Genomic DNA, 26,823 nt, shown 5'->3' with positions numbered 1-26,823 from the left:
AAATTATAATACCATATTGAATTCAAAATAATTTAAAATTTTTCATTAATCGGAAAAAAGGCCTGAAATTCGATAATATATATAATACTTAACAAACAAATTTATAAATAATTAAAATAATTTCGGTGAAATCATTGTATTGGTTTATTGTCATTATAGCATTTCTACTGGCAGGCATCAAAACCGGAAAACCTAAAAAGTATCAGAAGGTTTCAGTCATCATCCCTGCATACAACGAAGAGGAAACCGTTTCAAAGGTAGTTGAAGTGGTCAAGAAGGTGTCCTTTGTAGATGAAATCATCGTTGTAAATGACGGGTCAACCGACAATACCGAAGCCGAAGCAAAAAAGGCCGGCGCAATCGTAATCAACCACGAAACCAACAAGGGTAAGGGTGAAGCGCTCAATACAGGTTTTAAGGAAGCAGAATGTGACATAATTGCATTCATCGATGCGGACATCTACAACCTAACATCCAAAAAGGTGGAAGCCATGATCAGACCTATCCTTGAGGGCAAGGCCGAAATTACAAAAACCAAATTTGCCCGTGAAAGCGGGCGTGTAACTGAACTCACTGCAAAGCCGCTTTTAAACTTTTTCTTCCCTGAAATATCATTCGAACAGCCATTGAGCGGTCAGTTTGCGGCACGTAAGGAAATATTAAAGAAAATTAATTTTGAAGTCGACTACGGTGTGGACGTCGGTATCGTCATTGATGCTGACGTTCTGGGAATATCAATAATGGAAGTGGACATCGGCGCAATCCAGCATGACATGTCACCGCTGGAGGACCTGCATCTGATGGCCAATGAGGTTGTAAGGACAATCATAAACCGTGCAAACAAGTACGGAAGGGTCATAATGATTGATGAAATCGGACATTACATCAGAATGTCAATCGTAGGTCTGCTTCTGGTGATTTTAGGTTTGTTTACAATATTTTTTGTCAAGTTCGTTCCCCTTATTCTGGGCGTTCTTGTAAGCCTCATCGGACTCATCATTGCAATATACTACATCATAAAGGTCATCGTCCAGTCAATCGTGATGTTCAAAAAGACGCCGAGGGGAAACCTCATCAAGTCCTTCGTTAAGATTCACTTCCCGATGATTATCTCAATAGTCATTCTTCTTTTGATGATTTCAACATTCATCGGTGCGGCCCACTTTGAAAACGGAGTGCTTTCAATCGAGCCTAACTCAAGAAACCTGATTATCTATGCCGACGATTCCCCTAGGGAAAACACTATTTCGGCAAGAGGCCCGTACACCATCGATACTGCAATCGAAAACGAATCCGACCAGATAAGGATGCCATCTGACGCCATGATGACGCTTGGAATAAAATCCAACGACACGATGGTGATAGACGGCGAAATCTATACTGTCAACGATACAAGGCCGGGAGACCAGGACATGATAAGGCTGCCTCTTGAAGCCAAGAATGAACTGAAACTGGAAACCGGTGCAGTTATACAGAACAGCCGCCTTAAGGAGATATTCGGAGGAGTGGGCATACTTCACAACTATGAAGGCGAGAACATGACTGCAATCGAAAAGTTCAGCGTATCCTCAAGGGACAGGGACGCATGTAACTTCGAGGTGTTCATAGACAACGTTTCAGTCATGACTTCCTATGGAATATTCCGTGACAACTCAACATATGACATTACCGTCAATGATGAGGTCGTGAAAACCGTTTCCTATGAAGATAAGACATTTTCCGATTCAAACTTCACATATGACGGTCATGAAATCGTGATAAACTTTGTAGACAGGAACAACACTTCAATCAAGCAGTTCGTAAGGTCCGATCAGGGCAATTTCCTGAATTTCTACATTGAAAATTATGATGAAGATTAACTTGTTTTAAAAAAAATAGTAAAAAATCTAAGAAGATTCTTAGATTATTTTTTATCATACGCTTTTACAGCTTCCTCGACATCATCGTAAAGGCCTAAAGCTGCAAGAGCTCCAACTTTTCCCTGCTCGCCTGTTACGGCAATCAGAGGAATTCCCAATTCTTCTGCAACGCTTTCTGCAGTTTCGACATCCATCATTCCGGATTTGGTGGCAATGGAATATTCCCTCAATTTTTCAGGAATGTCCAAACCTTCAAGAATGGCTATGGCTGTCTTGTCGGATAGGGTGTCCCTTTTGAGGATTTCAATTACCCTGTCAATCAAGTCCTGCTTTTTAGCCTCTTCAACCGCAAATGTCAAAGCGATTGAAACGCAGTTTTGAGTCTTGTGAGGATTGTGTGGATACAGCTGGACTATGATGTGGTCCAGGTATTCAAAGCCCTCTTCTGCAAGCTCAACGCCCAGGTTATGGGCCATTGTCCATGTAGCACCGGCATCCTTGGTGTCGGTATCGTCGACTCCTATAACCACCTTTTCAAGCTTAGGTGTGACAACGGTTGCCTTTCCAGCCTTTGAGCCTCCTCCGACTTGAATGAGCTCGACATATTTTACGCCTTCGCCCATTCCTCTGCACATTCCCGCTCCAACGCCAGCGCCTGCAAGGCCTGCATGGGTCACCTTTACCTCATCGCCGTCGACGATGATTTCATCGATTCCTGCGGCATTGAAACTGGCTTTCAAATCCAGAGGAGCGCTTCCGACATGACATTTGTAGACGTGCTTGTTTCCGTCACGGTAGGCTGAATCAATAAGCTCTGAATTGTTCCTGTACTGATTCAAAAGCCAATGGGATCCTGAAATGCACGGATGGTATTCGACGATTTCGACCTTGTCGCCGTCCACCATGGTGAGAACCTTCTTGTACGGCGCTATCCATGGATCTTGGAATTTTTCTTTTAGTTCGTCGGGTTTTAATATTTCCATCTAATCACTAGATTTCTTTTAGTCTGTCGCACATTTTAATTGCTGCTTCAACTGCACTTTTTGCGTTTTTGACACGTCTGTGAGCGTCCAATCTGGTCATTCCTGGACCTGTGATTCCAAGTGCTACAGGAGTGTCGTATTCAAGTGCCAGATCAGCGATTTTACGGGAAGCGTGCTGTGCTACAATCTGGTCGTGGTCGGTTGCGCCTTCAATTACAGCGCCTAATGTGATGATTGCGTCGTATTCGCCTTTCTGCAATAATTTTTTGATTACAAGAGGCATGTCGAATACACCTGGTACTGCGACCACTTTTGTAATTTCACAATCTCTATTTTTAGCTTCTGCTTTAGCTAATTCCAACATCATTTGTGTAATATCATAATTAAATTCAGCAACTACTGCTGCTATTTCATATTTTACCATTTTATCTACCTCTAGTTTATCCAAATATTATCAATAAGAATCCTGCAACCCCACTTACTACCATAATGAATATGATAAAGAGTGCTGCCATTTGCATTCTGGTCAATTTCTTGAAATTCATATTAGTTACTCCATTTAATTTTTTCATAAGTTATTTCTAACCGCTTCGGCAAGCTCGACTGTTGTAGCTGAGCCTCCCAAATCACCGGTTAAAACATTAGCGTCATTCAATACCTTCAATATTGCCGCTTCGAATCTGTCGGCGGCTTCGTTTTCGTTGAGGTATCTGAGCATCATTATTGCCGAAAGCATCATTGCTATCGGATTGGCTATGCCCTCACCTGCAATGTCAGGGGCTGAACCGTGTACAGGTTCGAATAGTGCCGCATCCTCGCCTATGTTTGCTGAGGGAATCACGCCAAGGCCTCCTACAAGGCCTGCGCCTTCATCGGATAGTATGTCTCCGAAAAGGTTTGTTGTCACGATGACCTCAAAGCTTTCAGGCTGTGTGATGAGATACATTGCGGTGGCATCCACATAAAAGTCCTCGGTTGCAATATCAGGGTACCTTTCTGCAACTTCATAGAAAATTTCCTTGAACAGCCCATCGCTTTTTTTCAATACGTTTGCCTTGTGAACGGCTGTGACTTTACTTCTGTTGTTTTCAACCGCATATCTGAATGCATAGTCGATTATGCGCTCTTCAGCCTTTCTTGTTATGATACGCCTTGCAACTGCACCTTCATCGGTGTATTGCTCCTCATCGGCAATGTACATCCCTTCGGTGTTTTCACGAACAATCATGAAATCGATATTCTCAAAAAGAGAATTTGTGTTGGGATACGATTTGACGGGACGAAGGTTTGCAAACATCCTCATTTCCTGGCGTATCTTGACTATGACGTCGGCTGCAGTCTCTCCTGCCGCACCGAACAGGCATGCATCAGCATTGCGTATGATGTCCAAGGTCTCATCAGGCAGGGCTACTCCAGTCCTTTCTAGGCATTCGTCACCCGCTTCACCGTAGACGTAATCGAAATCTATGCCTAAGCTGTCTAGAACCATGAGTGTAGCATCCATTACTTCACACCCGATTCCGTCTCCAGGCACAACAGCTATCTGATATCTATCTTTTGTTTTTGAGGTACTCAATCAAACCACCCTGATTTAGAATTTCCATCATGAACGAAGGCAATTTTTTGAATGTTATTGACTCGCCGTTCTCATTTGTTATTGTTCCTTTTTCCATGTCGACTTCTATTTCCTCTTCGTTTTCAACAAGCCCTGTGATTCCAGGAGCTTCAAGAAGAGGTATGCCTACGTTTGTGGCGTTCCTGTAGAATATCCTTGCAAATGACTCTGCAATCACCGCTGAAACGCCCACACCCTTAAGGGCTATCGGAGCATGTTCACGGGATGATCCGCATCCGAAGTTCTTTCCGGCCACAATGAAGTCTCCCTTTTTGCATTTGCTGCTGAAATCTGCATCAAGCCCTTCCATGCAGTGCTGGGAGAGTCTTTCCTCATCAGTGTAAATCAGATATCTTCCGGGAACGATTATGTCTGTGTCAATGTCATCCCCGAATTTCCATGCGGTTCCTTTCATGGTTTTGCCTCCGGTGCAACGATTCTTCCTTCAAGAGCTGAGGCGGCAGCCACTGCTGCTGAAGCCAGATAAACCTCTCCGTCAGGTGAGCCCTGTCTTCCCCTGAAGTTTCTGTTGGAAGTCGAAAGGCTTACCTCACCGGGACCTATGATTCCGGTGTGCCCTCCAAGGCACGGTCCGCAGCATGGAGCGGAAACAAGTGCTCCTGCATCGACGAATATCCTGATGAGTCCCTCATCAAGTGCCTTTGAGTAGACCTCCTTTGATGCCGGAATGACGAGCATCCTTGTGCCTTCGGCTATTCTATTGCCTTTAAGTATCCTTGCGGCATCCCTCAAATCGGAAATCCTGCCGTTTGTGCATGAGCCAATGAACACCTGGTCGATTTCAACATCGACCTCACTTACAGCCCTGACGTTGTCGACGTTGTGGGGACATGCCACCTGCGGCTCCAAATCTCCCACATCAATGTCTATGACCTCAAGGGACGGAGAGTCCATATCAGTTTTATAAATATTATAAGGTTTTTTGGAGCGGCTTTCGACGTATTCTATTGTCTTTTGGTCCGGTTCGACAAGCCCGGTTTTTCCGCCCATCTCTATAGCCATGTTGCAGAGAACCATCCTGTCTGATACGGTCATGTCGCTTACGGTCTGGCCTGCAAATTCGCATGCCTTGTATGTTGAGCCGTCAGCGCCCATCTTGCCGATTATATGCAGAATGACATCCTTTGCATAAACGTTGTCCTTCAAATCACCTGTGATTTCGAATCTGTTTGTCTCAGGCACCTTAAGCCACAGGTTGCCTTCGGCAAATACCATTGCCATGTCTGTTGAACCTATTCCTGTGGAGAATGCCCCGAGGGCACCGTGAGTGCATGTATGTGAATCGGCTCCCACAATCACTTCCCCAGGCACCACATGGCCAAGTTCTGGAAGTATCTGATGGCAGACTCCCGCATTCACATCATAAAAGTTTTCTATTGCCTGACTCTCAACAAATTTCCTCATGACGATATGATTCATGGCAGAGTCAATTGAATCGGCCGGCACCTGATGGTCGAAGGGGATGACTATCTTTGACGGGTCCCATACTTTGGAAGCTCCGATCTTTTCAAACGATTCGACTGAAAGCGGTCCTGTCAAATCGTGAGCCATTGCCACGTCAATGTTGGCTATGACAATGTCGCCTGCTTCAACTTCATCCTTTCCGGCTGCTCTGGCCAAAATTTTTTCTGACATCGTTGGCATATTTTCAACCTCTATAATAATGATAATTATATGTATTTAATCAGATATATAATTTCGTTATTTTTAAAAAAAATCGGCATTTTTGATATTTATAAAATTTATATATCATGTATAACAAATTATGTTACATGAGTAATTCATTTTTTAGTAGATTAAAGAAAAAAGAAGAGCCAGTTATAGAAGAAACCCCAAATATAATTGAAGACAGGGAGTATTGGATTTCAATCATGCGTAAAATCACAACTCCGGTATTGGGAAACCTTGCAAAAGGAACATTAAGGAAAAACATGCCTTACGAATCAACAAGCCTTGAAAATCAGAAGTTTTCATATCTTGAAGCCTTTGCACGTGTCTTCAACGGAATCTCAGCATGGATGGAACTGGGACCCGATTCCACAGAAGAGGGAATCCTGCGTGAAAAGTACATTAAACTAACCCTGAAAGCCATTTCAAATGCCGTGAATCCGAACAATAACGATTACATTTTTGTTGTGGAACCTAAACAGTCCCTGGTTGACGTTGCACTATTTGCTCAAGGATTACTCAGAGCCAAAAACCAGATCTGGCTCAACTTGCAGATGGACGACCAGGCAAGAATCATCAGGGAGCTCAAGAATACCAGAAACATCGCTCCTTATGAAAACCACTGGCTTTTGTTCACTTCAATGATTGAAGCTGCCCTTCTGGAATTTACCGGAGAATGCGACAAGGAACGTTTAAGCTATGGAGTTCGCAGATTCCGTGACGAATTCTATGTTGGAGACGGAATCTACTCAGACGGTGAAGACTTCACTGCAGGATACTTCAACAGCATCGTGATTCATCCTATGCTCAACGATATCCTCAAAGTAATGAGAAAGTACGGAATCAACGAAGGGGAATTTTTGGACGTCCAGTTAATGAGGTCTTCCAGATTGTCCTCACAGCTCGAAAGGACAATTTCACCTGAAGCGACCTATCCTCTTTTGGGAAGCTGCCTTGCCTACCGCTGCGGAGTTTTCCATTTGCTTGCACAGGCCGCCCTTTTAAAGGCCCTTCCAAGAAACATCAACCCTGCCCAGGTGAGAAGCGCACTTACAAGAATCTTGAGAAAGCAGTTCGGTGACAACAGGAACTTCAACAGTGCAGGATGGCTGATTGTAGGTCTTCAGGGCTCACAGATGGACATTTCCGAAAGCGACATTAACACCGGAAGCCTTTACATGTGCTGTACCGTGTTCCTGACATTGGGTTTGCCTGAAGATGATCCTTTCTGGACAGCACCGTTTGCAGAGTGGACCAGCCTGCAGGCATGGAACGGCAACCAGATACAGAAAGATCAGTCAATTGATTTTTAAATATTCCCTAAGTGAATATTTTCAATTCCTTTATTTTTTGCTATTTTTTGAGCCTCAAACAATATCTCCGGATTTGTTGGGGTAATATCTTTCATCTTATAGTATGGAAATGCCCTTGTAAAGTGAAGAGGAACTTCAGGACCCAATTCATTAACAACAAAGTCACATAATTCTTTAATTTCATCGCTTGAATCGTTATGGCCGTTTATTATCAGATTTGTTATTTCCAAATGTTTGCCTTCCATGTAAATTCTTTTAAGATTATCCAAAATTATATCCAGGTCAGCTCCGCATACCTTCTTATAGAAATCCTCAGACATCGATTTCAAGTCTATGTTGAACGCATCCACAAAATTCAGTACCTCTTCGAGAGACTTGTCTGAGTAATATCCATTGCTGACATATATTATTTTCAGGTTTTGACTCTTTGCAAGAAGAGAAGTTTTCCTGTTGAATGGCAAGTGTATAGTAGGTTCATTATAGGTCCAAGCAATTGACTTGCATCCATAGCTAAGTGCATTTTCCACGATGGCTTCTGGTGTTATCTTAATGCCTCGTGAAAACTTATCATATTCATGTGATATCATATAGTTCTGACAATGCAAACAAGTCATGTTGCACCCAAAACCGCCGATTGAATATGTTAATGTGCCTGGTAAAAAATGATGCAAAGGCTTTTTTTCAATTGGATCGGGACTCAAGGATGAAACTATACCATATGATTCATCAAATAGCTCTCCGTTAATGTTTTTGTGCTGTCTGCATATTCCAACTTTACCGTCCGCTATTTTACAATAGTTTGCACATATTTCACATCTAATCTTTTGTGACTTTGAACTTTTTTTGTAAAGGTTATTATTCACTAACATAATGCTCATAGCCCTTGTTTTTGATTTCGACGACAATACTATTCTCCAAAGTAAGCTCGACTTTATTTGAACGATTAACTTTACCTATGATGTTATAGTCAATGTTTAATTTATCCAGATTATCTTCACCAATCGTGAACAAGAGTTCAAAATCCTCTCCAACATGCAATATCAAATCAAGATAATTCAAGCCTAATTTTTCACAGATTTCCTTATATTGCTCTGAAATGCCAAGTTTTTCCTCATAAATCATGAATCCAAATCCTTCCCTTTTCATTTCATAGAGTTCGCTTGCAAGCCCATCGGTGATGTCGGTTGCGGAAGTTGCTCCCGCATCTTTTATTAAAATGCCCTCATTTATTCTAGCTATTGGTTTCAATGCCTTTTCAACGTAAACGTTATCCCTATCATTGAGATTGAAACCTAATGCGGCATGGCCAATATCACCAGTCACTGCCAAAAAATCGCCGTCATTGTATGAATCTTTCAGCAAGGGATTGTCGCATAAACCAAGAGCAGTACCGGAAATAATAATTTCAGAAGCCTCATTCGTATCACCACCGATTAACGGAATAGAATAGTAATTGCAGGCGCTTAAAACACCATCAATGATTTGTTTGAATGAATCCAAATCCAAATCCTTAGGTATGGCAATAGACAATAAAAATCCCAATGGATTTGCACCCATTGATGCCAAATCGCTTACATTAGCTGTGACTGACTTGAATCCCATTTCATGATAAGTCATGTTATCGGGAAAATGTCTGGACTGAATCATCATGTCGCATGTTGAAATTAAATTATTTCCGTCCAAACTAGTTATTGCACAATCATCGGGAGTGATTTCATTTGAATTCGCAATAATATATTTAACCAATTCTTTTTCACCAATATCAGAGACTTTTAAGGTCATAATATTAGTATAAATTTTAAAATAAATATAGTTAATCTAAAAAAAAGAAAAAATTTGGTTTCAGAACTATAAGTTGTCTGAAACTCTGTCTTTGATGATTTCGTATAAACGTGTATCAATGCCTAACGGGTCGGTGAGGATGATTTCGCCGTCAAATTCCACTTCTTCCTCATCATGGTCATGATGGTGGTGGTGATGATGTCCGTGGTCGTGGCCGTGATCATGGTCGTGGTCATGATGGTGGTGATGATGACCTGATACTGATTCAGCGTCAAAATCACTTTCAATACCTAATATGGAAGGTATGTCTCTTTTTGTGTGAAGCCCATGAGCTACAAAGACAGGAACGACGATGATTTTATCCAAATCGTTTTCTGTTGTTAATTTTTTGATTGTTTCGGGAATGCCAGGTTTTCTGATTTCCATGAACCCGTATTCTACAGGGTATTCAGGAAATTCTTCAGCATACATTTCTTTATAAGCTTTAATTACTTCTTCACCATCATCCAGTCTTGATCCGTGGCTTAAAAGTAAGATTCCAGTTTTTTCAGTCATGTTAAAATCTCCATTAAATTATAAGTTAAATTCTATTAAGTTATCTTGATTAAAAATTTCTTCAAAAAAATATATGAAAAATCTATAATTTTTCATTTACCATATCAACTAAAATTTCTATTAAAATATCATCCGCTTTGATTGGTTCCGGATACAGTATTTCACCGTCAAACTCGACAGGAGTCAGGTCATGGACATGGTCACCGTGATTGTGGTCATGTGAATGTTCATGGTCTTCCAGAAATCCTAGAATATGCGGGATGTCGTGGGTTGTGTGCATTCCAGGAGCAATGAAGACAGGAACAACGACCAGTCTTTCCAAGTCGTTTTCATCAACCAACTTGTTGATGGATTCCGGGATGCTAGGTCCGCAAAGTTCCATGAATCCGAAACTGGATGGCAAATCACAGGTCTTTTCGAATTTTGCATATAGTGCGGTTGCAAATTCCTTGTTGTAGTTCAATCTGGAACCGTGGGTTACAAGCAAAATTCCTGTTTTTGCACTGTCGTCAAGCTTTGAATCGGCCAATGCCTCATCGATTCTTTTGTCGATGATTTTTAAAAGCTCATCACGAGGCCCGATTGACTCCAAAAGCTCTATTTCACCGTCGAAGTCAACGTCGTCGGCTATTGAAAGGTAATGTTCCGGAGGATAGTTTCCATCAGGACATCTCGGGTCGACTTCCAATGGTTCTAATCCGAGCAATTGCGGAATGTCAATGTTTGTATGAATTCCTGGAGCCAAAAACACAGGAAGGGCGATGATTTTATTTAAATCTTCAACTTCCTCTTTCAATATTTCGACTGCTCCGGCAATTGTAGGTTCTGAAACCTTCATGTAGCCAATTTCAGTGGCCAGACTTGTGGCTTTAATGAACTTTTCCTTGATTTCGATGAACACTTCCTCAGCATAAGGCAGAGTGCTTCCGTGACTTACCAGAATGACAGCGGCATTATTTGATGACTTTGAACTTGTATCCATAAGAGATAACTCCGTCTTTTCCATCCTCTCTGATTCTTCTGAATACCATTTCTACATCATCACCAATTTCAATATCGTCAACATCACAGTCTACAAGTTGGGATGTTAATTTTGCACCTTCTTCGAGTTCAATTACAGCAACTGCATAAGGAGCTGCTTTCTTGAAGTCATCAGGAGCGGATCTGATTACTGAAAATGTGTGAATTTTACCTTTTCCGCTGAACTGGAACGGTTCAAGATTACCTTTTCTTCTGCAGTTAGGACAAACTACACGTGACGGGAAGAACAGTTCCCCGCAGGTGGTACATTTTGAACCTATAAGATTGTATCTTTGTTGAATATGACGCCATGTTCTAACAGTATCTGACATGTAAATCCTCCATATATTTTCAATATGTATAATATCTAAATGATAATATAAATAAGTATTTTTTTTATTACTGTTTTACGGGTTTTTTCAAAAAAGTAATACACATTTGTGCAAAATCATACAGTCGCACTTCGATATAAAATTTATAAAATCAGGTCATATCTTTAATAATGAAAATCGATTCAAACGGTAATTTAATATTAGGTACGACAGTCATTCTGATAACAACATTGTTGTTGGTGGCTATAATTGTTTTTACGACAGTAAATTATATTGACAATGAAAATATTGACTCACAGGAGAATGACAATTTCAAGTATATCATTGACGATTACTCAAACAATATTGAAGTTCTAGGAAGGGATTCGCTGTATGATGCCTGCGAAAAGGTTTACCATACATATAAGCTGCTTGACAGCGAAGACCAGCTTAAAAAGAATCTCAACAAGAAATTGTCAAGTAAAAATGAGGAATTCAAGGAGAAATATGATGCTGACATCTCTTCTGAGGTGCTGTCCGTCGAAAGTACGGATTCGCCCTGGAAGGTATTGTTTAAAGTGAAGCTGAACGTCAAAAAGAACAGCAACAGGTTTTCCAAAATCATCGAAAAGAACGTTTCCATCGAAGGGCTGAAGGATCCCCTGCCTCTTGCAAAGCTGTCCGTTGCTTCGGGAGTGTTCTATCAGGGAGACAAGCTCAACTACAAGAATGCCCTTACAAGATATCTGAAAATAAGGAATTTAGACTCTCCACTATCCTATGCATTTGCAACAACACCTCTCTACATCAAAAAGTGTCCCTATGACCCTTACATTCATCACGGGGACAGGAACGGTGAAGTCATGAAGGATTGCCTGAAGCAGGGATTTTTCCATGAAAGCGCTGACGGAAGCTGCTATCTATGCAGGCTGGAGGGCAAGGGAAAGTGCCCGCATTACGGAATGGAAGTCTTCATCCAGCCGCATACGCCTCTTGTAAATGATTCAATCTCATGTTCAGACCATGTGGTATTCTCAGACCACTATCCGGGCCAGAAAATAGACAAGCTTGACATTGACAGTCTGATTTTGGACAGTTCACACAGAAAGAAATACGGGTTGTATTACAATGATTGACAATAGGGGAAACGCAACGGTTGAAATAGCGCTCGTCATGATTGTCATTGTGATAATATGCGGCGTTGTGCTTAACTACTCAGAAATCATGACACAAAAGACCGTGAAGGCATCCGAAATGGAAAACACGGAAAATCTGATTTCAGAATTCGTTGATAATCTCATCAACAATCCAGGAGTGCCTGAAAACTGGGAAAAGTATGAAAAGGGAACACCAGGCCTTGCAATCATAAATGAGCATGGTGAAGTGATTCCAAACAGCGTTTCGTATGTGAAATTTACCGTGCTTGGCAAGAACTACAAAAAGCTCATCGACCGGAAGCTTTTCGACTCGAAACTCAAGACCTCACTTGAGCTGGTTCCGCAGGAGAGTAGCATTTCAAGTGTAAAAATCGGGAATCAAAACGAGAAAGGAGACGTCTTTAGTGTGAACAGGCTTGTCAAATGCGACTTTTATAAAAAATATGTCCTTAAGGACTTTCAAAATCCGGGAAAGTGCAATCACAAGCACAACCAAGACAAGGACAGCTGCAGCTACTTCAAGGTCTTTGAAGGAAACCTGAGAAAGTCGGATTACTACCTGCTGATTGATTCAAAGCAAAAAGACGTCAGTTATTTTGTTGATACGACAGTGGTGGCAAAGGGCAAGGACTGGCAGACTCCTATATCAAACAGAATCTACATCAACGATGAGTTCAGCTTCTATGGCGATTCAAGTGCGGTTGTATTCATCCATCTCGACAAGCCCCATGCAAAGGCAGTGCTGGTGTCAGTTCCGAAAGGCTTTGATAAAAGAAATCTGAACTATGATTATTTCAGGACAAACGACTGCAACTTAATCCTGAAGGCGTGGTACTAAATCAGCATGCCTAAAATGATCAGTGATACTGATATCAGTATAAGGCTTGAAATGGAGTCGGTGATGCTTGTTGAAATCGGAATTACAATATTGTCCGGGTCAAGATTATGGTTGTATGAGACTGTGGAGACGTAATATACAAGAAATACCATGATGGTAACTAAAATCAATCCGGACAATGTGCTGATTGGAATAATCTTATCGAATCCGACGCCAATTGTGCCGAACATCAATGATGAGCTTTCGGCAAGTATTCCGATTAACGGGAACATGACTATGGTCAACATGTAGCAGATTCCAAAGTTGTGAAGCGCTTCACCTGAAGGTCTGGACAACGGTTCAACAAGACCTGAGTGGAGTCCGGATGACAGTCTTGCTCCTAAAATACTGATGAGGCTTCCGCATTCTCCTGAAAAGAGCGGAACCAGTGTCAGGAGACTAGGATTTGTCAGCAGTGTTTCAACGGAACTGTTGAGGATTCCTCCTGCGGAACCTCCCAAAAAGGAGCATAAAAGCAGGACAGGAGTGGATTGCTTTAAAATGGTTTTTGTCTCATCAGACATGCGGTAGCAGTGTATGAAACTTACCAGAACGCTGATTAGGATAATGACCAGAACAATGTCCTTTACGATGATGCTAACATCCAATGCATTCAATATAAAGATTGATACGATTATTGCCGGAAGGGTGAAAAGGTCTCCAAATGCCGCTATAATTGGGCTTGTGATATTGTCTGGGTCCCAGCCGTGCTCATAGCTTTTGAATGAAACGAACATGGTAATCGGAAGCATTATCAGATTGGATATTATTCCCGCTATTGTACAGATCAATATGAAGTCAATCAGTTCCATTGAAGGGTAATGAAGCAGAATGCAGAATATCTTGGCTACAATTCCTAAAAATATGGATAAAACAAGTGTCAAAACAAATGAAGCGAAGATATTGTTATTCAAATCTTCGGAAAATTCAAATTCAGGAGATATCAAACCGATGTGCAGGCTTGTTGACAGCCTTGAAGCGAATGACCCGAAAATGTTTCCTCTCATTCCGATTGCACCTGGAATGACTACTAGCAATCCTGGGAATGTTTCTAAAAAGAAGGTCATTTTGCCTAGGATAATACCTGCTATCAGGTCTCCTACGGCACAAATCAGAAGGGCTATGAGTCCCTCCTTTATGACTGAGTTATGCTCGGCATAAAAGCTGGAAAATGCTTGCATAGATAGTGAACTGCGAATCTTCTTCTGTTTGTCTTTCACAATTATCACTACCTATAATCATATTTTCACAACCTAGTCTTCATCTTCTAATTCTTCTGGAATATCTTCAAGTGAACAGGTTCCTGCAGCCAATTTTTCAAGCAAATCGGCACCTTCGTCTGTTCCTTTTAAAATTAAAGTATCGTTCGGTAAAATGGTTGTATTCTTATCAGGACCGTAAATCCATGATGTTCCTCTTCTGATGGCGATTACTCTCATACCGGTACGGTTTACCAAAAGCAAATCTCCTAAAGTATTGTTTGCCAAATCTGAATTTTCATCAACAATCACTCTGGCAATACTTTTGTCTGATTCTTCCATAACCATTTTAAATACTGGATGAGGTTTAATTCCTTTAATCACTAAATCAGCTAAATCCTTTGCAGCGTTTGCCATACTTTCAGCGGCTTCTGCAATTTCAAGCAATGCTGTGAGTTTTTCAGCATCCTCATATGAACGTGCCGCAACCAATGATTCCTTTTTGATTTCATAATTCATTGCATTGACTTCATTTTCTAAAGTGATAACCTCTTCTGCAGCGGCTTTGCTGTTGAATAGAACGGCCGAGTAAGCCAAGTCAACCATAAGTTCCGACATGTTTTTCATTTCTATTAATAAGTTTTTAATTGACAATTAAATACCCCTAAAGATCATTTGGATTGGTTTTCAATAAGCAAGCTCTTCTAAGCTTCAATAAAGTTTTTTTCTTGGTTTTCAAATCTTCAACATCTTCTAAAATATTTTCCAAAGGCTCCCTTAGACATTCGACTGCTTCCTTTTCATGAAGCCACATGCATTCCTTGCAGTTCCAAACGTCTTTGCCTTTAATCCATTCTCCGCCTGTTGAAGAATCACCGCAAGGATAAAACGGACAATAGCAGAAATCGCAGTACTGGCCTTCATAGTGGCATGGATAAAATTCGCATTCACGGTTAGGTCCGTGGCCGATGTTGCCGTCCAAAAACATTTCATAATGGTTTTTTGATAGCGGATGGATTTGAGACCTGATGACATATCCTCTTGGAGTTATGAGCTTTCCGTCCTGAACGTAGGTCAGGTCATTGCCTACAATAAGTGTGCAGGACATGTTGACAATGTCTTCTGTCAAATCCTTAATCTTGACGATTGTAGCCTTTGGAGGCTCATAGGTACTGTCTATGATACCTATCAGTGCATCCTCTCCTTTGATGTCAAGCACGCATTGCTTGAATCTTCTGAAAGGTTCCTTTCTGGTTTTGCTTATAGGATTGTAGATGGCCACAATCAGATTGGCTTCAAGAGCGAATCTCAGTTTCTTTTCTATTTCGGATAATGGAGTTAAAATATTGCTTAAGCTGATTGCAGCAAAATCATGCAGAGGCGCTCCCAAATGGCTTGAAGAATAATTGAGAGCAGACACGCCAGGATAAACCTTTATCTCGACATCATCGCCATATTTGCTTACAATCTGAAACAATACATTAGCCATTCCAAAGACACCTGGGTCTCCGGAACTAATTAATGAAACGGTTTGGCCTTCCAAACTTTTCTCGATAGCAAATTCAGCTCTTGCTATCTCATCGCCCATACCTTTCTTGATAATTTCCTTGCCGACTATCAAATCCTCAATCTGTGAGATGTATTTCTTGTATCCGACAATGACATCAGACTCTTCGATTGCCTTTACGGCTCCCAAAGTCATGTTTTCTCTATTTTGACCAATACCTATTACATTAATCATATTAACCACTAATACAATTTTAAAACTGAATTTATTGTAACTGAATCCTTGTCTACCATCAGTCCTCCGCTCTTGTAAGAAGCAACACCATATGCTATAATCTTGTATGAAGGCACTTGGCTGATGACAATCTGACCGGATGTTGAATTAGGAGACTCGTAACCTAAAGCCTGAATGGTTACATTAAGCTCGCTGTTGTCAGGGTCCTCATAGGTTGTAACGTTTATGGATTCGTAATTAACTCCATCAACCTTCGACAGCTCCTCCATTTGCAGGGCAACGTCTTTCTTGTTTGAAATGGTCAGCGGAGTAGGATCCTTTACCAAAACCTGATTGACGTTTTCGGGACTGAAAAAGCCTGTGATTTTGGAAATTTGCATATCTATCAACCCTTGAATATTCGGAGCTTCAGCGGTAACTATTGTATATGAACCGAAAAGACCTAATTCAAAAAATACAATAAATAAAACAATTATTAAAATAATTCTAACTACCTTATTTGCCATTTTATCACTATCATATTGTTAATCGAATAACAACTTACTATAATATTTTAATTTTATTTCTAATATATAATAAAGATAACTATGTTAAAAACAATTTCACAAGGAAAAATCAAAAACACAAAGTAAAATTCTCAAAGTTTATTAACATTGACAATTAAAATTTTAATTAATATGTCAACTAATAAAATTCTATTAAAATTTGCAAAAAAGGGTATCAACCTATCACCTGAAGCATATGACAAAGTCATTAGTGCAGAAAATCCTTTAGATTTTGCATCTTCATTAATAGTCAAATTAAAAGGTGATAAGTTTACATCCAAAGATCTAGTTTGCGTAAGCAGCGAAACCATCGATGAACTTACAGGCAATGTGGCAAAACCCGACAGCACCAGTCAGGAAACTTTGACTAAAGAGCCTGCAAAGGAAGTTAAACCTGCACCTGAAGTTGAAAAACCAAAACCAGAACCTGAAAAGGAAGTTCAAAAACCTGCTGAAATCAAAAAAGAAATTAAAGCAAAACCTAAAGTTCAAAAACCTGCAGAGCCTAAAAAAGAGGTAAAAACTGAATCTGTTAAGCCTACATCAATCGAAAACCTCAAAAAGGACACCGACAAGCCTGAAAAGCATGTCAACCAGACAATCGTTGAGGCTTCAGAAACCGTGAAGGATGAAAAGATTCAGTTCAAGAGGAATATGCAGAAGTCAAACGTCGAATATGACTTCAAAATCATTCAGGATACAAGCAAGAAATCATACACAAGCGGAGAAATCGAAAACCTCATCGCTTACTTTAAAAGCAGGTATGAAAAGCTTGCAAACATCCTGTCAAAGAGGCCTGAACTCAGGAATTTCACAAAAATAGCTGACATTGACGATTCACAGGACAGCTTAAGTCTTATATTAATGGTTCGTGAAATAAGGACTAGTAAAAACGGTCACAAGATTGTCGAATTCGAGGACGACACAGGAACCATTTCAATTCTGTTTTCACACAACAACGATGAACTCTTTGCCGAAGCCGAAAAGCTTGTAAGGGATGAGGTTATAGGAGTCATTGCAAACAAAAGCGATGACCGCCACTTTGCATTCGGCCAGCAGATCATAAATCCTGGAGTCCTGAGAATTCCCGAAAAGGAAATGGACTTCGGTATAGTGTTCCTGTCAGATGTCCACATCGGAAGCCTTACATTTCTTGAAGACGCATTCAACAGATTCATCGATTGGATCAACTGCGAATACGGTGATGAAAGCCAGAGAAGGGTTGCAGAAGACGTCAAATATCTCATAATAGGAGGAGATATCGTGGACGGTATCGGAGTGTATCCTAATCAGGACCAGGAACTGGTCATCAAGGACATCACAAAACAGTACGAAGAGGCTGCAAGGCTATTGGGAAACATCAGAAGCGACATCAAAATCATCATCGCTCCTGGAAACCACGACGCATCAAGAGTTGCTGAACCGCAGCCTGCTGTTCCTGAAGAGTACGCTAAGGCCCTCTATGAACTTGACAATGTCGAATTCATTTCAAATCCTGGTGTAGTGTCTCTTGACGGCATCAATGTTCTCATTTATCACGGGCGCAGCTTTGACGATCTGGTAATGGCCGTCAAGGAATTTACATACGAAAAAAGTGATCTGTTAATGGAAGAGATTCTCAAGAAAAGGCATTTGGCACCGATTTATGGTGAAAGAACACCTTTGGCTTCAGAACTTGAGGATTATCTTGTAATTGACGAGGTGCCGGACATTTTCCATACAGGACACATTCACGTTAACTCATACAGAAGATTCAATGGAATACACCTTATCAATTCAGGTACCTTCCAGACTCAGACAAGCTTCCAGAAAATTCACAATATTATGCCTACACCTGCAGAGGTTCCTGTCATCCATAAGGGCAAATACAAGCATTTCAAATTCTTATAAATAAGGTGGATCGATGAAAAAGAATGTTCAAGAAATAATAAATGTCGGAAAAAACATCTATGAAAAAGGCCTGATTTCCGGTAAGTCAGGAAACATAAGCGCAAGATTCAAAGGGGAAAACGGAGACATCATTGGAATAACCCCTACCCTGAAATCATTGTCAGATTTATCAGAAGAGGATATCGTTCTTGTTGATTTGGATGCAAACACATTAACAAACGGAAAACCATCCTCAGAAGTAAATATGCACATAGAAATCTATAAAAAAAGGCCTGACGTCAATGGAATTGTCCACACACATTCACCTTACGCAACAGGATTTGCATTTTCAGACAAGAAAATAAAAAGGCTTGAAGGTTTCGGAGCGATAAAAAAACCTTATTTACCAGAAATTGATTATGAAAAGCCAGGATCAAATGAGCTTGCCAAAAAAGCCAGCGAAGGCATTGGAGACGATGATGTGCTAGTTTTGAAAAATCATGGTGTTATTTGTGTAGGTGAAAATCTAAAAGAAGCTGAATCCCTTGCGGTATTCATTGAAGAGTCTGCTAAAACCCAATTTATTACTTATATGTTAAATTCAGTTGAAGATATAATCTAATCTTCATCTGAAATAACAGTTTTACTTCTACTTGCCATTCCTTCTTCAATCATTTTAATGATTAATCCGGATAATGAAGTATCTTCATCTATTGCTAATTTTTTTAATTCTTTTTTCAAGTCCACAGGTAAATTTATAGTTGTTTTGCTTATATCTGACATGTATAATAATTCAATTTAATTTAATATAAATTTTTCTACTGAAAAATATTGAAAAATACCACAAAATATTTAAAGATAATCCGAACAAATATATTTTATAATACTTATTTACTTGTTTTTAATGAATTTTTTGGAGGGAGTATTATGAGTAATCAAACTATAGATGAAGTATGTGAAATACTTGAATACATTATGGACAACAACACTGTACCTCGTAACATCAGAGAGGCTGCAAGTCAATCCAACGACTTATTAAAAGATGAGGAACAGGATCAGTCCGTGAGAATAAGTACAGTATTAGGAAAATTAGACGAAATCAGTAACGATCCAAATATTCCGGTTCATGCAAGAACTTTAATTTGGGAAGTTCTCTCAAAATTAGAATCCATCTAATTTTACTTTTTCTTTTTTTATTTATTTTATTTAGATATAGCGATGGCTATGGTTACGCCATCATATGAAGTCTTTTTATAAATCAGTTTTGAATCAAATCCAGCCATAATTAAAGCTGAAGGCTCGCAAACGCCATAAATTCCAAATTTAGATTTAACAAACTCTGATTTTTGAATGTCAGGTGACTCGAAAAGACTTAATCTTTCGAGTTCAACGAAATTAACAGGAATACCTAATTGATCTGACAATTCCAGAATGCCTTTCTCATCCTTTTTGATTTCGGCTGATGCAAGCATGTTGACCCTTGATATGTGAATGTTCAATTCACCTATGGATTTTACAAATCCTTCATGAATCCTTTCACACTCCTTGCCACGCCTGCAGCCTATTCCAACAACAATCCTCTTTTCCTTCAACACCATCTCATGGCCGTCCAGGCTGACATGAATTTCATCTGCATTTACACTTGAGGACTGCAATATTGAAACGTTAATCTCAAATCTTGTATTGTTTAGATATTCAAACAGATAATCGAAGTTTTTCTCAGAATTTACAGTGAATGTGATTTCACGGCCTTCAAGAATTGCCTTGTTGAAAAACAGAATCTCTGAGGTATCATCAATTGATAAATACAAATCATTTGCAAGAACGTCAATTCCAAGTTTCTTATTGACGTCAGTGGAAGTGGTGATGACGGGTGTTGCCCCAATCAGTTCTGCAATCTTGTTTGAAAGCTTATTGGCACCTCCCAAATGACCTGACAGAGTGGATATGGCGAAGTTGCCATTATCGTCAATGTTTACGACAGCAGGATCAGTCGTTTTGGAGTGGAGGTATGGAGCGATGGACCGGATAAGTATTCCTGAAGCCATAATGGCGATTATAGCATCATATTCGAAAAATGCAATCTTCAGGTATTTTTTAACATTCTTATGATACAGGTCAGTCCTGATTATTGTTGAATCATCATCCAATTTGTCCTTAAGCTTCAATGCCAATTCTTTTCCTTTATCTGAAACTGAAACGATTGCTATTCTCATAATATCACATACACTAATGTCAGTAAGATTAATATTGTTAATGTAAACAGCGCTATTGTCATTCTTGACAGGTTAACCGCTTTGGTAATGTCATCCTTTCCTATTTCCTTGTTTGCATCTCCTAAAACATATGTTCCCTTTTTGATTAACTGAATGTTGAGTGCCCCTGCGGTTGTTGCCATAGTAAATCCTGAATTTGGACTAGGGCATTTTCTTGCATCCCTTCTAAGCATCCTATAGCTGTTCTTGCCGTTGAGTTTAAGAAGATATGCTGAGATGACAACATAAGCGCCTGCTATTCTTGCTGGAACATAATTCAAAACATCATCGGCCTTTGCCGGAACGTAACCGATATTCTTCAGTTCATCGGTAGTGTAGCCCACCATTGCATCGAGGGTGTTGAACATTCTGTAAATCATCGGAATCAGCAGCAGAAAATACAATTGATTGTCAAATGGCCATATCATAATCACAACTGCAAATATCGCAAAGTAAAATATTGGAGCAATGTATGAATCTGTTATGTTTTCGCTCAGACTTTCAATCACAGCGGATACTATGAAGCTTTCAGTCAGTTCACCTGTGTTTCTGCTTACCAAATATGACACTGATTTTCTTGCCTTATCTATGCTTTCATCAAGATCAGCCTTGACGTCAACAGCAGTCCTCAAAAGCATATTCACTGAAAAAGTCGATGACAACATTACTGAAAAGAATATAAACAACAATATGCCATTTATTGAAAAAATAGAATATAAAATATATAATAATACACTTACACATACTCCTGTTGACAAAACCAGAAGCAGACCTGACAATTTGCTTTTCATGGCGATGAACTTGCTTTTAAAAAAATTGATAAATGAACCGATAATAACAACCGGATGTATTTTAGTCGGCAGCTCACCGCAGATGAGGTCAATTGCAAGTGAAACCAACAGTGAGAATATAATAAATAAAAATAACTCAAATGAATCCGATTTTATGGAAAATATTTCAAATATCAATTTATTATATTCAATCATAGTTTATATTATATATAATAAAAAAATAAATAATTTATTATTAAATTTAAAGATGATAATATGAATATCGAAGAAGATGTTGAAAAATGGTTACTTGACGAAGATATTTTAAGAGAAATGAAATATGACGAAAATGCCGATTTTCATTTCATTGTCGAGTTTCCAAAAGAGAATATTATGGATGTTGTAAAGCCTAAGGGTAAGGATTGTATTATTATCGCATGCGCTACCCAAGTCGCTCCGCAGCATCAGGACCTGATGAGATCTGCAGATGCCAAAACAAACAAGAATTTCATCATGGATTTGAATGTTGGTTTAAGCCAGTTTTTGGTTGACTTTGAACTGCAGATAAATCAGAACATTTTGCATCAGTTTGTCATTACCGAACAGATATTTGAAGACGGTTTGACTAAAGATAGATTGTTTACAACATTGAAAAGAGTCTTTAAGGCAAAATTACATTGCATCTGGCTGATTGACATCAATTTTGTCAATGCCGATATTGCACCTCAAAACGAAAATGACATGTTCATTTAGAGGGAGAGGTGCATTTCAAGTATAACCCCTTTGCGGGGGTATATTAAGATTGAAGGGGTATATTTCAACTGTAAACACTTGAAATTTAACTCTTTATTTTTTCTTTATTTTTCATTTTAAGCTCATTCTGTTATTTTTATGTAAATTTTACAAAGTCAGGTCAATTTTTCATTTTTGTTACACTTGAAATGCATGTCTCGATTTTCGTTTCCTGCCTAAAATTCATTACACTTGCAACACACCTCTCTGTCTTGATGATAAATCATGATATTTTTTTTTAAAATTTCCTTATTTGAGCCATCTGAGGACGTATTTTTCCTGTCTATCCTAAATTGTTACACTTGAAATCATTATATTATATTTGAAATAGTCCTATTTCATGTTTTAAATTTAAATCAATATTTAAGTTTAATTTCAAATTATATGATATATATGATTGAATATTTTAAAAAGAATAAGTTTTACAACTGTTAATGTCAAACAAATAGATTTGGTGAATTTAATTTTTCAGTTTTATTGCAATTTTATTAACTTTCAGCAATATTAGTAATAAAAACCTTTATTTATTAGGTCCATAATATTATTAACACTGGAAATTATACTCGTTAATTTTATTGTGGTGTTATAATGTCAAACGTTTTTGAAGAAATTGAGAATGATATGGAGAAGTTGTCATCCGTGCGGATTTTCAAAAATAAGAAACCGCTGGATCACAGATATCTTCCAGAAAAACTTGTTCACAGGGAGGAACAAATCAGGCAAATCGCCAGGTATTGGGTTGATGTTTTAAACGGTGTCACTCCTGCCAACGTCACTCTTTACGGCAAGACAGGAACAGGAAAGACCGCAGCATCAAGATTTGCACGTGAACAGCTAATTGAAATCGCAGACAAAAAGAAAGTTTTCGTCAAGGTCGAACATATAAGATGCACTGATTATACAACAGAATATCAGGTTATTGCAGAGCTGTGCAATAGGATGGGACGTACAGTTCCGAACCGTGGATGGACCAAGGCTGAAGTCGTAAACACATTCAGGGAAACATTCAGGTTAAAAAACACTTACGGCAAAAAACTGCAATTGATTGTCATTTTGGACGAAATTGACATTCTGCTTAATAAGGACGGCGATGGAATATTGTATACCCTGACCAGAACAGACAACGTTTCAGTTTTATGCATAAGCAACTATCTGGACTTCAAGAACCTAATTAAGTCCAGGGTAAACAGCAGCCTCAACGACAAGGAAATTGTATTTCCTCCTTACGGAGCAGATCAGCTCTCAGACATTTTATCAGAAAGGGCTGAATTGTCCTTCCAGGAAGGTGTTTTGGAAGATGACGTGATTCCTTTATGTTCTGCAATGGCAGCTAAAGAGGAAGGTGATGCAAGATACGCTCTTGATTTACTTAAAAGCGCAGGCGAACTGGCTTTCGATGATGATTCAGAAACAGTCACTGGTGAACATGTAAGACTGGCCAAGGATACAATAGAGCACAATAAGGTTATTGAAATCATTTCAACCCTACCTATACAGCAGCAAAGGGTTTTGGAAGCTATCTTAAATCTGACAAAACAGGGTGAAGAGATTTCTTCAGGAAAATTATATGATGAATACAAGGAGATATCAAAAAAGGACGCCGTAACCTACAGAAGAATCTTCGATTTCATCAATGAACTTGAATTATTGGGTATAATTTCAACAAACACAATTTCACGTGGCCGTGGAAAGGGCAGAACAAACATCATAAAACTTCAATGCGATGAAACATTACTTGAAACAACCCTCTTTTCTATTTAGGGTTGTTTTTAATCAATGTTTTTAATATTGCCATTCTCACCGGAACGGCATTTGCGGCCTGAGTGAAATACTTGTTGTATTTGGTATTGTCGACGTCAGTGTCGATTTCATCAATTCTAGGCAAAGGATGCATAACAATCAAATCCTTGCCTTCAAGCATTTTTTTATTTATTATATACGCGCCTTTTATTTTCATGTAGTCTTCAATGTCTGCGAAACGCTCTTTTTGAATTCTTGTCACATATAAGACATCAACATCATCAATGATTTTTTCAATAGAATCCACCTCTTCCCAGGTGATGTTTGTTTTGTTTATGTCATGCAGGACCTCTTCAGGCATCTTGAGCTCAGGCGGGGACACCAGATATATTTTCACGTTTTTATAAAGTCCCAGAGCATTTGACAGGGAATGGACTGTACGGCCGAATTTCAAATCCCCGACCAACGCAATTTTCAAATCGTCGATTTTACCTATTACCTTTCTGATGGTGTATAAATCTAGCAGTGTTTGGGTAGGGTGCTGGCCAGCTCCGTCACCTGCATTTATTACAGGAACGTCTACAATGTCTGAAATGAATTTTGACACTCCTTCAAGCTCGTGCCTTATTACAAGTGCATCGCAATATCCTTCAAACATCTTTGCTGTATCGGCAATGCTTTCACCTTTTGAAACGGAACTGGATCCGCTGCTTTCAAAACCTATGCATTCTCCATTCAGACGTTTCATTGATGTTTCAAATGACATTCTTGTTCTTGTGGAAGGTTCAAAAAACATCAAACCCAATATTTTTCCCTTAAGCTCTTCTGACACCTCCCGGGACTTGGCGATGTTTTCGAGCTTTGACGCTTCATCGAGAATATAGTCGATGTCCTCTTTTTCGAAATCCTTTATAGAAATTATGTTTTTCAGTTTAAAAATTTTAATCAACCCTCTTTTCAATCATCTTGTTTATGATATCAGCGAATTTATCAATTTCATTTATGTTTAACGTTGGGAGACTTTTCCCATCTTTTTTGTATTCTTTAATCTTATTGTTTATTTTTCTTTTTTGTAAAAAGTTTCCTTCATCCGGGTCCAATTCATAACCGAAATTTGAGTTGGCATATGATGATTCAACCATTTCTTCAGTAAATGCTTTATTCAATCTTCCCCTAATGTCAATGTTTTGTTCGCAATTCACAGCTAAAGCTATCGGTTTTTCTTTTAAGTTTTTCTTATTTCTTGAAATAAACAGCTTAAGGTTGTTTTGAACTTTACCTTCCAAGGCTGAAGCAACTAAAATTATGAAGTTATACTTTAAAAGACAGGATGTTTTTGCATTTTCGATGGAAATCAATTTAACATCAGAATTGAGTTTGCCTGAAAGTATTTCACAAGATTTTTTAGTTGATTTGTTTGAAGTTGTGTATATTATTGCGATTTTCATATTATTCTTTCGATAGGCATTACAAGTATGTCCTTTGCCCCTGCATTTCTCAAGTCGTTGACCAAACTGAAAACTTCCTTCTCATCAATTACCGCCTGAACCGCAACGGTCTTTTCTGAAGATAGAACTTCTGAAATTGTAAGACCTCCTAATGACGGCATAACCTTCTTTACCTTATTTAGGTTTTCACTTTTCACATTCATTGTTACAAGCTTTTTGCGGTCAGCATCAAGAACACCTTTAATGCTTGTGCTTACAGCTTCCATGATTTCCTTTTTATTTTTTAGGCTTTCTTCATTAGCTATAAGTTTGATGGAACTTTCCAAAATAGTGTCAATGATTTCCAGATGGTTCATCTTCAGGGTTGTTCCTGTGCTTGTCAGGTCAGTGATCAAATCCGCTATTCCAATGAACGGTGCGGCTTCTGTAGATCCGCTCAATTTGACAATTTTCAAGTCAAGACCCTTTTCATCAAGGTATTTTTTGGTAAGCACTGGAAATTCGGTTGCGACTTTCATGTCTTGTGTGATGTCTTCAACTGATTTCACATTTGACTCTTCAGGCGCTGCCAGAACAAGCTTTGTATGTCCAAACTTCAAATCCAAAAGCTCGATTATATCTGCTTCATTTTCTTTTATTAAGTCAACACCTGTTATTCCCATATCTGCAACTCCATCGTTTACGAATTCGGGAATATCTGAAGCTCTTGCAAACATTACTTCTATATTTTCGTTAAATGTTTTTGAAATCAGTTTACGATTGTTTTTATCGATTAATCCCAGTCCCGCCTTTTCCAGGATGTTTATGGAAGGTTCACTTATCCTTCCCTTTGAAGGAATCGCTATTTTTATTTTCATATAATCTTTCCATTATTTCATTTCAATATTATATTTAATTTCATAATATATTTATTTATGTAAAGTTTTATTATTACTGTTCTTATTTTTCGATTTATACATGATTTTTGCAAAATATTTAAATATAAAGTCGTATAATAGTGATATTTAGCTTATTATTAACGATATTAATAATAAGTTTATAAATTATTGTGAGGTGAAAAACATGTCTGAAATACCAAAAGCTCCTATCGCAAGAATTATCAAAGAATCCGGTGCTGAAAGAGTTAGCGAAGATGCAAAAGCTGAATTAGCTGCATACTTAGAAGAAGTTGCTCGTGATGTTGCTAAAGAAGCAAACAAAGTTGCAAAAGTCGCAAAACGTAAAACTATCAAAGCGGATGATATTAAATTAGCTATCAAAAACTTAGAATAAGTTTATTAGCTTCTTTTTTTATTTTTTTTAA

Annotated in this window: 30 protein-coding genes; 10 read left to right on the top strand and 20 right to left on the bottom strand. The window is 38.9% G+C overall.

Annotated features, from left to right (window positions below):
* Positions 1–134 precede the first annotated feature (134 nt).
* Positions 135–1,859 carry a glycosyltransferase gene (locus Q0W26_RS01885; RefSeq protein ID WP_342765324.1) on the top strand — a complete coding sequence of 575 codons (1,725 nt, stop codon included), beginning with the start codon at positions 135–137 and terminating at the stop codon, positions 1,857–1,859.
* A gap of 44 nt (positions 1,860–1,903) precedes the next feature.
* Here the strand turns inward: Q0W26_RS01885 and mmp11 are convergent, their stop codons facing one another.
* The 5 genes from mmp11 to hacA form a co-directional block, all read right to left on the bottom strand.
* On the bottom strand, positions 1,904–2,842 hold the full coding sequence (gene mmp11 / locus Q0W26_RS01880; protein ID WP_298521735.1) for a methanogenesis marker protein 11: 939 nt from the start codon (positions 2,840–2,842) through the stop codon (positions 1,904–1,906).
* Positions 2,843–2,849: 7 nt separating this feature from the next.
* On the bottom strand, positions 2,850–3,266 hold the full coding sequence (gene ribH, locus Q0W26_RS01875; protein ID WP_292738685.1) for a 6,7-dimethyl-8-ribityllumazine synthase: 417 nt from the start codon (positions 3,264–3,266) through the stop codon (positions 2,850–2,852).
* Between the two features lie 144 nt (positions 3,267–3,410).
* The gene (locus tag Q0W26_RS01870) at positions 3,411–4,418 is read right to left on the bottom strand and encodes an isocitrate/isopropylmalate family dehydrogenase (RefSeq protein ID WP_298521734.1); all 1,008 of its coding nucleotides are present in this window, start codon (positions 4,416–4,418) and stop codon (positions 3,411–3,413) included.
* On the bottom strand, positions 4,393–4,872 hold the full coding sequence (locus Q0W26_RS01865) for a 3-isopropylmalate dehydratase small subunit (RefSeq protein WP_298521732.1): 480 nt from the start codon (positions 4,870–4,872) through the stop codon (positions 4,393–4,395). The genes Q0W26_RS01870 and Q0W26_RS01865 overlap by 26 nt, the downstream gene beginning before the upstream one ends.
* Positions 4,869–6,122 carry a homoaconitase large subunit gene (gene hacA / locus Q0W26_RS01860; protein WP_298521731.1) on the bottom strand — a complete coding sequence of 418 codons (1,254 nt, stop codon included), beginning with the start codon at positions 6,120–6,122 and terminating at the stop codon, positions 4,869–4,871. The genes Q0W26_RS01865 and hacA overlap by 4 nt, the downstream gene beginning before the upstream one ends.
* Before the next feature lie 107 nt (positions 6,123–6,229).
* Here hacA and Q0W26_RS01855 point away from each other — a divergent pair, with 107 nt between their 5' ends.
* Positions 6,230–7,459 carry a DUF2264 domain-containing protein gene (locus Q0W26_RS01855; RefSeq protein ID WP_298521730.1) on the top strand — a complete coding sequence of 410 codons (1,230 nt, stop codon included), beginning with the start codon at positions 6,230–6,232 and terminating at the stop codon, positions 7,457–7,459.
* Here the strand turns inward: Q0W26_RS01855 and amrS are convergent.
* The 5 genes from amrS to Q0W26_RS01830 form a co-directional block, all read right to left on the bottom strand.
* Entirely contained in the window at positions 7,456–8,328 is an 873-nt protein-coding gene (gene amrS, locus Q0W26_RS01850) for an AmmeMemoRadiSam system radical SAM enzyme (protein ID WP_298521729.1), read from the bottom strand. The genes Q0W26_RS01855 and amrS overlap by 4 nt on opposite strands.
* Positions 8,315–9,241 (bottom strand): thiamine-phosphate kinase, encoded by a 927-nt coding sequence (gene thiL / locus Q0W26_RS01845; RefSeq protein ID WP_298521728.1) that lies wholly within the window; start codon positions 9,239–9,241, stop codon positions 8,315–8,317. Before thiL ends, amrS begins: the two co-directional genes overlap by 14 nt.
* A 66-nt stretch (positions 9,242–9,307) precedes the next feature.
* The gene (gene cfbA / locus Q0W26_RS01840) at positions 9,308–9,796 is read right to left on the bottom strand and encodes a sirohydrochlorin nickelochelatase (RefSeq protein WP_298521727.1); all 489 of its coding nucleotides are present in this window, start codon (positions 9,794–9,796) and stop codon (positions 9,308–9,310) included.
* Positions 9,797–9,878: 82 nt separating this feature from the next.
* Positions 9,879–10,778, bottom strand: coding sequence for a sirohydrochlorin nickelochelatase (cfbA, locus tag Q0W26_RS01835; protein WP_298521726.1), 900 nt, complete (start codon positions 10,776–10,778; stop codon positions 9,879–9,881).
* Positions 10,750–11,148 (bottom strand): Zn-ribbon domain-containing OB-fold protein, encoded by a 399-nt coding sequence (locus Q0W26_RS01830; protein ID WP_298521725.1) that lies wholly within the window; start codon positions 11,146–11,148, stop codon positions 10,750–10,752. Before Q0W26_RS01830 ends, cfbA (Q0W26_RS01835) begins: the two co-directional genes overlap by 29 nt.
* A gap of 170 nt (positions 11,149–11,318) precedes the next feature.
* Here Q0W26_RS01830 and Q0W26_RS01825 point away from each other — a divergent pair, with 170 nt between their 5' ends.
* Together Q0W26_RS01825 and Q0W26_RS01820 are read left to right on the top strand one after the other, a co-directional pair.
* Positions 11,319–12,263: a hypothetical protein gene (locus tag Q0W26_RS01825; RefSeq protein WP_298521724.1), complete on the top strand. Its 945-nt coding sequence runs from the start codon at positions 11,319–11,321 to the stop codon at positions 12,261–12,263.
* On the top strand, positions 12,256–13,122 hold the full coding sequence (locus tag Q0W26_RS01820; RefSeq protein ID WP_298521723.1) for a hypothetical protein: 867 nt from the start codon (positions 12,256–12,258) through the stop codon (positions 13,120–13,122). The genes Q0W26_RS01825 and Q0W26_RS01820 overlap by 8 nt, the downstream gene beginning before the upstream one ends.
* On the opposite strand, the gene Q0W26_RS01815 is transcribed toward Q0W26_RS01820, so the two are convergent.
* The 4 genes from Q0W26_RS01815 to Q0W26_RS01800 form a co-directional block, all read right to left on the bottom strand.
* A complete protein-coding gene (locus tag Q0W26_RS01815) occupies positions 13,119–14,342 on the bottom strand; it encodes a magnesium transporter (protein WP_342765327.1) in 1,224 nt (407 codons plus the stop codon). The genes Q0W26_RS01820 and Q0W26_RS01815 overlap by 4 nt on opposite strands.
* A gap of 72 nt (positions 14,343–14,414) precedes the next feature.
* Positions 14,415–15,014 carry a potassium channel family protein gene (locus Q0W26_RS01810; protein ID WP_298521721.1) on the bottom strand — a complete coding sequence of 200 codons (600 nt, stop codon included), beginning with the start codon at positions 15,012–15,014 and terminating at the stop codon, positions 14,415–14,417.
* Between the two features lie 10 nt (positions 15,015–15,024).
* Complete coding sequence (gene cobJ / locus Q0W26_RS01805) at positions 15,025–16,101, bottom strand: precorrin-3B C(17)-methyltransferase (RefSeq protein ID WP_298521720.1); 1,077 nt, start codon at positions 16,099–16,101, stop codon at positions 15,025–15,027.
* A gap of 8 nt (positions 16,102–16,109) precedes the next feature.
* On the bottom strand, positions 16,110–16,607 hold the full coding sequence (locus Q0W26_RS01800; RefSeq protein ID WP_298521719.1) for a hypothetical protein: 498 nt from the start codon (positions 16,605–16,607) through the stop codon (positions 16,110–16,112).
* Between the two features lie 171 nt (positions 16,608–16,778).
* On the opposite strand from Q0W26_RS01800, the gene Q0W26_RS01795 reads away from it, so the two are divergent.
* Both Q0W26_RS01795 and Q0W26_RS01790 read left to right on the top strand, forming a co-directional pair.
* The gene (locus Q0W26_RS01795) at positions 16,779–18,536 is read left to right on the top strand and encodes a DNA-directed DNA polymerase II small subunit (protein ID WP_298521718.1); all 1,758 of its coding nucleotides are present in this window, start codon (positions 16,779–16,781) and stop codon (positions 18,534–18,536) included.
* A gap of 13 nt (positions 18,537–18,549) precedes the next feature.
* Positions 18,550–19,137: a class II aldolase/adducin family protein gene (locus Q0W26_RS01790; protein ID WP_298521717.1), complete on the top strand. Its 588-nt coding sequence runs from the start codon at positions 18,550–18,552 to the stop codon at positions 19,135–19,137.
* On the opposite strand, the gene Q0W26_RS01785 is transcribed toward Q0W26_RS01790, so the two are convergent.
* Positions 19,134–19,298, bottom strand: coding sequence for a Met repressor (locus tag Q0W26_RS01785; protein WP_298521716.1), 165 nt, complete (start codon positions 19,296–19,298; stop codon positions 19,134–19,136). The two genes, Q0W26_RS01790 and Q0W26_RS01785, sit on opposite strands and share 4 nt — an antisense overlap.
* A 144-nt stretch (positions 19,299–19,442) precedes the next feature.
* On the opposite strand from Q0W26_RS01785, the gene Q0W26_RS01780 reads away from it, so the two are divergent.
* Positions 19,443–19,691, top strand: a complete 249-nt coding sequence (locus tag Q0W26_RS01780) for a UPF0147 family protein (RefSeq protein ID WP_298521715.1) — start codon at positions 19,443–19,445, stop codon at positions 19,689–19,691.
* A 26-nt stretch (positions 19,692–19,717) separates the two neighbouring features.
* Here the strand turns inward: Q0W26_RS01780 and Q0W26_RS01775 are convergent, their stop codons facing one another.
* Together Q0W26_RS01775 and Q0W26_RS01770 are read right to left on the bottom strand one after the other, a co-directional pair.
* Positions 19,718–20,731, bottom strand: coding sequence for a cobalt-precorrin 5A hydrolase (locus Q0W26_RS01775; RefSeq protein WP_298521714.1), 1,014 nt, complete (start codon positions 20,729–20,731; stop codon positions 19,718–19,720).
* Positions 20,728–21,756 (bottom strand): cobalamin biosynthesis protein, encoded by a 1,029-nt coding sequence (locus tag Q0W26_RS01770; protein ID WP_298521713.1) that lies wholly within the window; start codon positions 21,754–21,756, stop codon positions 20,728–20,730. The genes Q0W26_RS01775 and Q0W26_RS01770 overlap by 4 nt, the downstream gene beginning before the upstream one ends.
* A gap of 60 nt (positions 21,757–21,816) precedes the next feature.
* On the opposite strand from Q0W26_RS01770, the gene Q0W26_RS01765 reads away from it, so the two are divergent.
* Entirely contained in the window at positions 21,817–22,293 is a 477-nt protein-coding gene (locus Q0W26_RS01765; protein ID WP_298521712.1) for a DUF2299 family protein, read from the top strand.
* A gap of 627 nt (positions 22,294–22,920) precedes the next feature.
* Positions 22,921–24,093, top strand: a complete 1,173-nt coding sequence (locus Q0W26_RS01760; protein WP_298521711.1) for an orc1/cdc6 family replication initiation protein — start codon at positions 22,921–22,923, stop codon at positions 24,091–24,093.
* On the opposite strand, the gene pyrB is transcribed toward Q0W26_RS01760, so the two are convergent.
* Genes pyrB through hisG form a run of 3 tightly spaced genes read right to left on the bottom strand, consistent with a single transcriptional unit; the run spans position 24,086 to position 26,377 of the window.
* Positions 24,086–25,021, bottom strand: coding sequence for an aspartate carbamoyltransferase (pyrB, locus tag Q0W26_RS01755; RefSeq protein ID WP_298521710.1), 936 nt, complete (start codon positions 25,019–25,021; stop codon positions 24,086–24,088). The two genes, Q0W26_RS01760 and pyrB, sit on opposite strands and share 8 nt — an antisense overlap.
* Positions 25,014–25,520, bottom strand: coding sequence for a flavodoxin domain-containing protein (locus tag Q0W26_RS01750; protein WP_298521709.1), 507 nt, complete (start codon positions 25,518–25,520; stop codon positions 25,014–25,016). Before Q0W26_RS01750 ends, pyrB begins: the two co-directional genes overlap by 8 nt.
* Entirely contained in the window at positions 25,517–26,377 is an 861-nt protein-coding gene (gene hisG / locus Q0W26_RS01745) for an ATP phosphoribosyltransferase (protein WP_298521708.1), read from the bottom strand. Before hisG ends, Q0W26_RS01750 begins: the two co-directional genes overlap by 4 nt.
* A gap of 181 nt (positions 26,378–26,558) precedes the next feature.
* Here hisG and Q0W26_RS01740 point away from each other — a divergent pair, with 181 nt between their 5' ends.
* Positions 26,559–26,792, top strand: a complete 234-nt coding sequence (locus Q0W26_RS01740; RefSeq protein ID WP_342765326.1) for a histone family protein — start codon at positions 26,559–26,561, stop codon at positions 26,790–26,792.
* Positions 26,793–26,823: the final 31 nt, after the last annotated feature.

This window comes from uncultured Methanobrevibacter sp. (genome assembly GCF_947169325.1).
GTDB lineage: Archaea > Methanobacteriota > Methanobacteria > Methanobacteriales > Methanobacteriaceae > Methanocatella.
The sequence above is the reverse complement of the archived record's forward strand: the minus strand, read 5'-3'. Positions and strand labels throughout refer to the sequence as shown.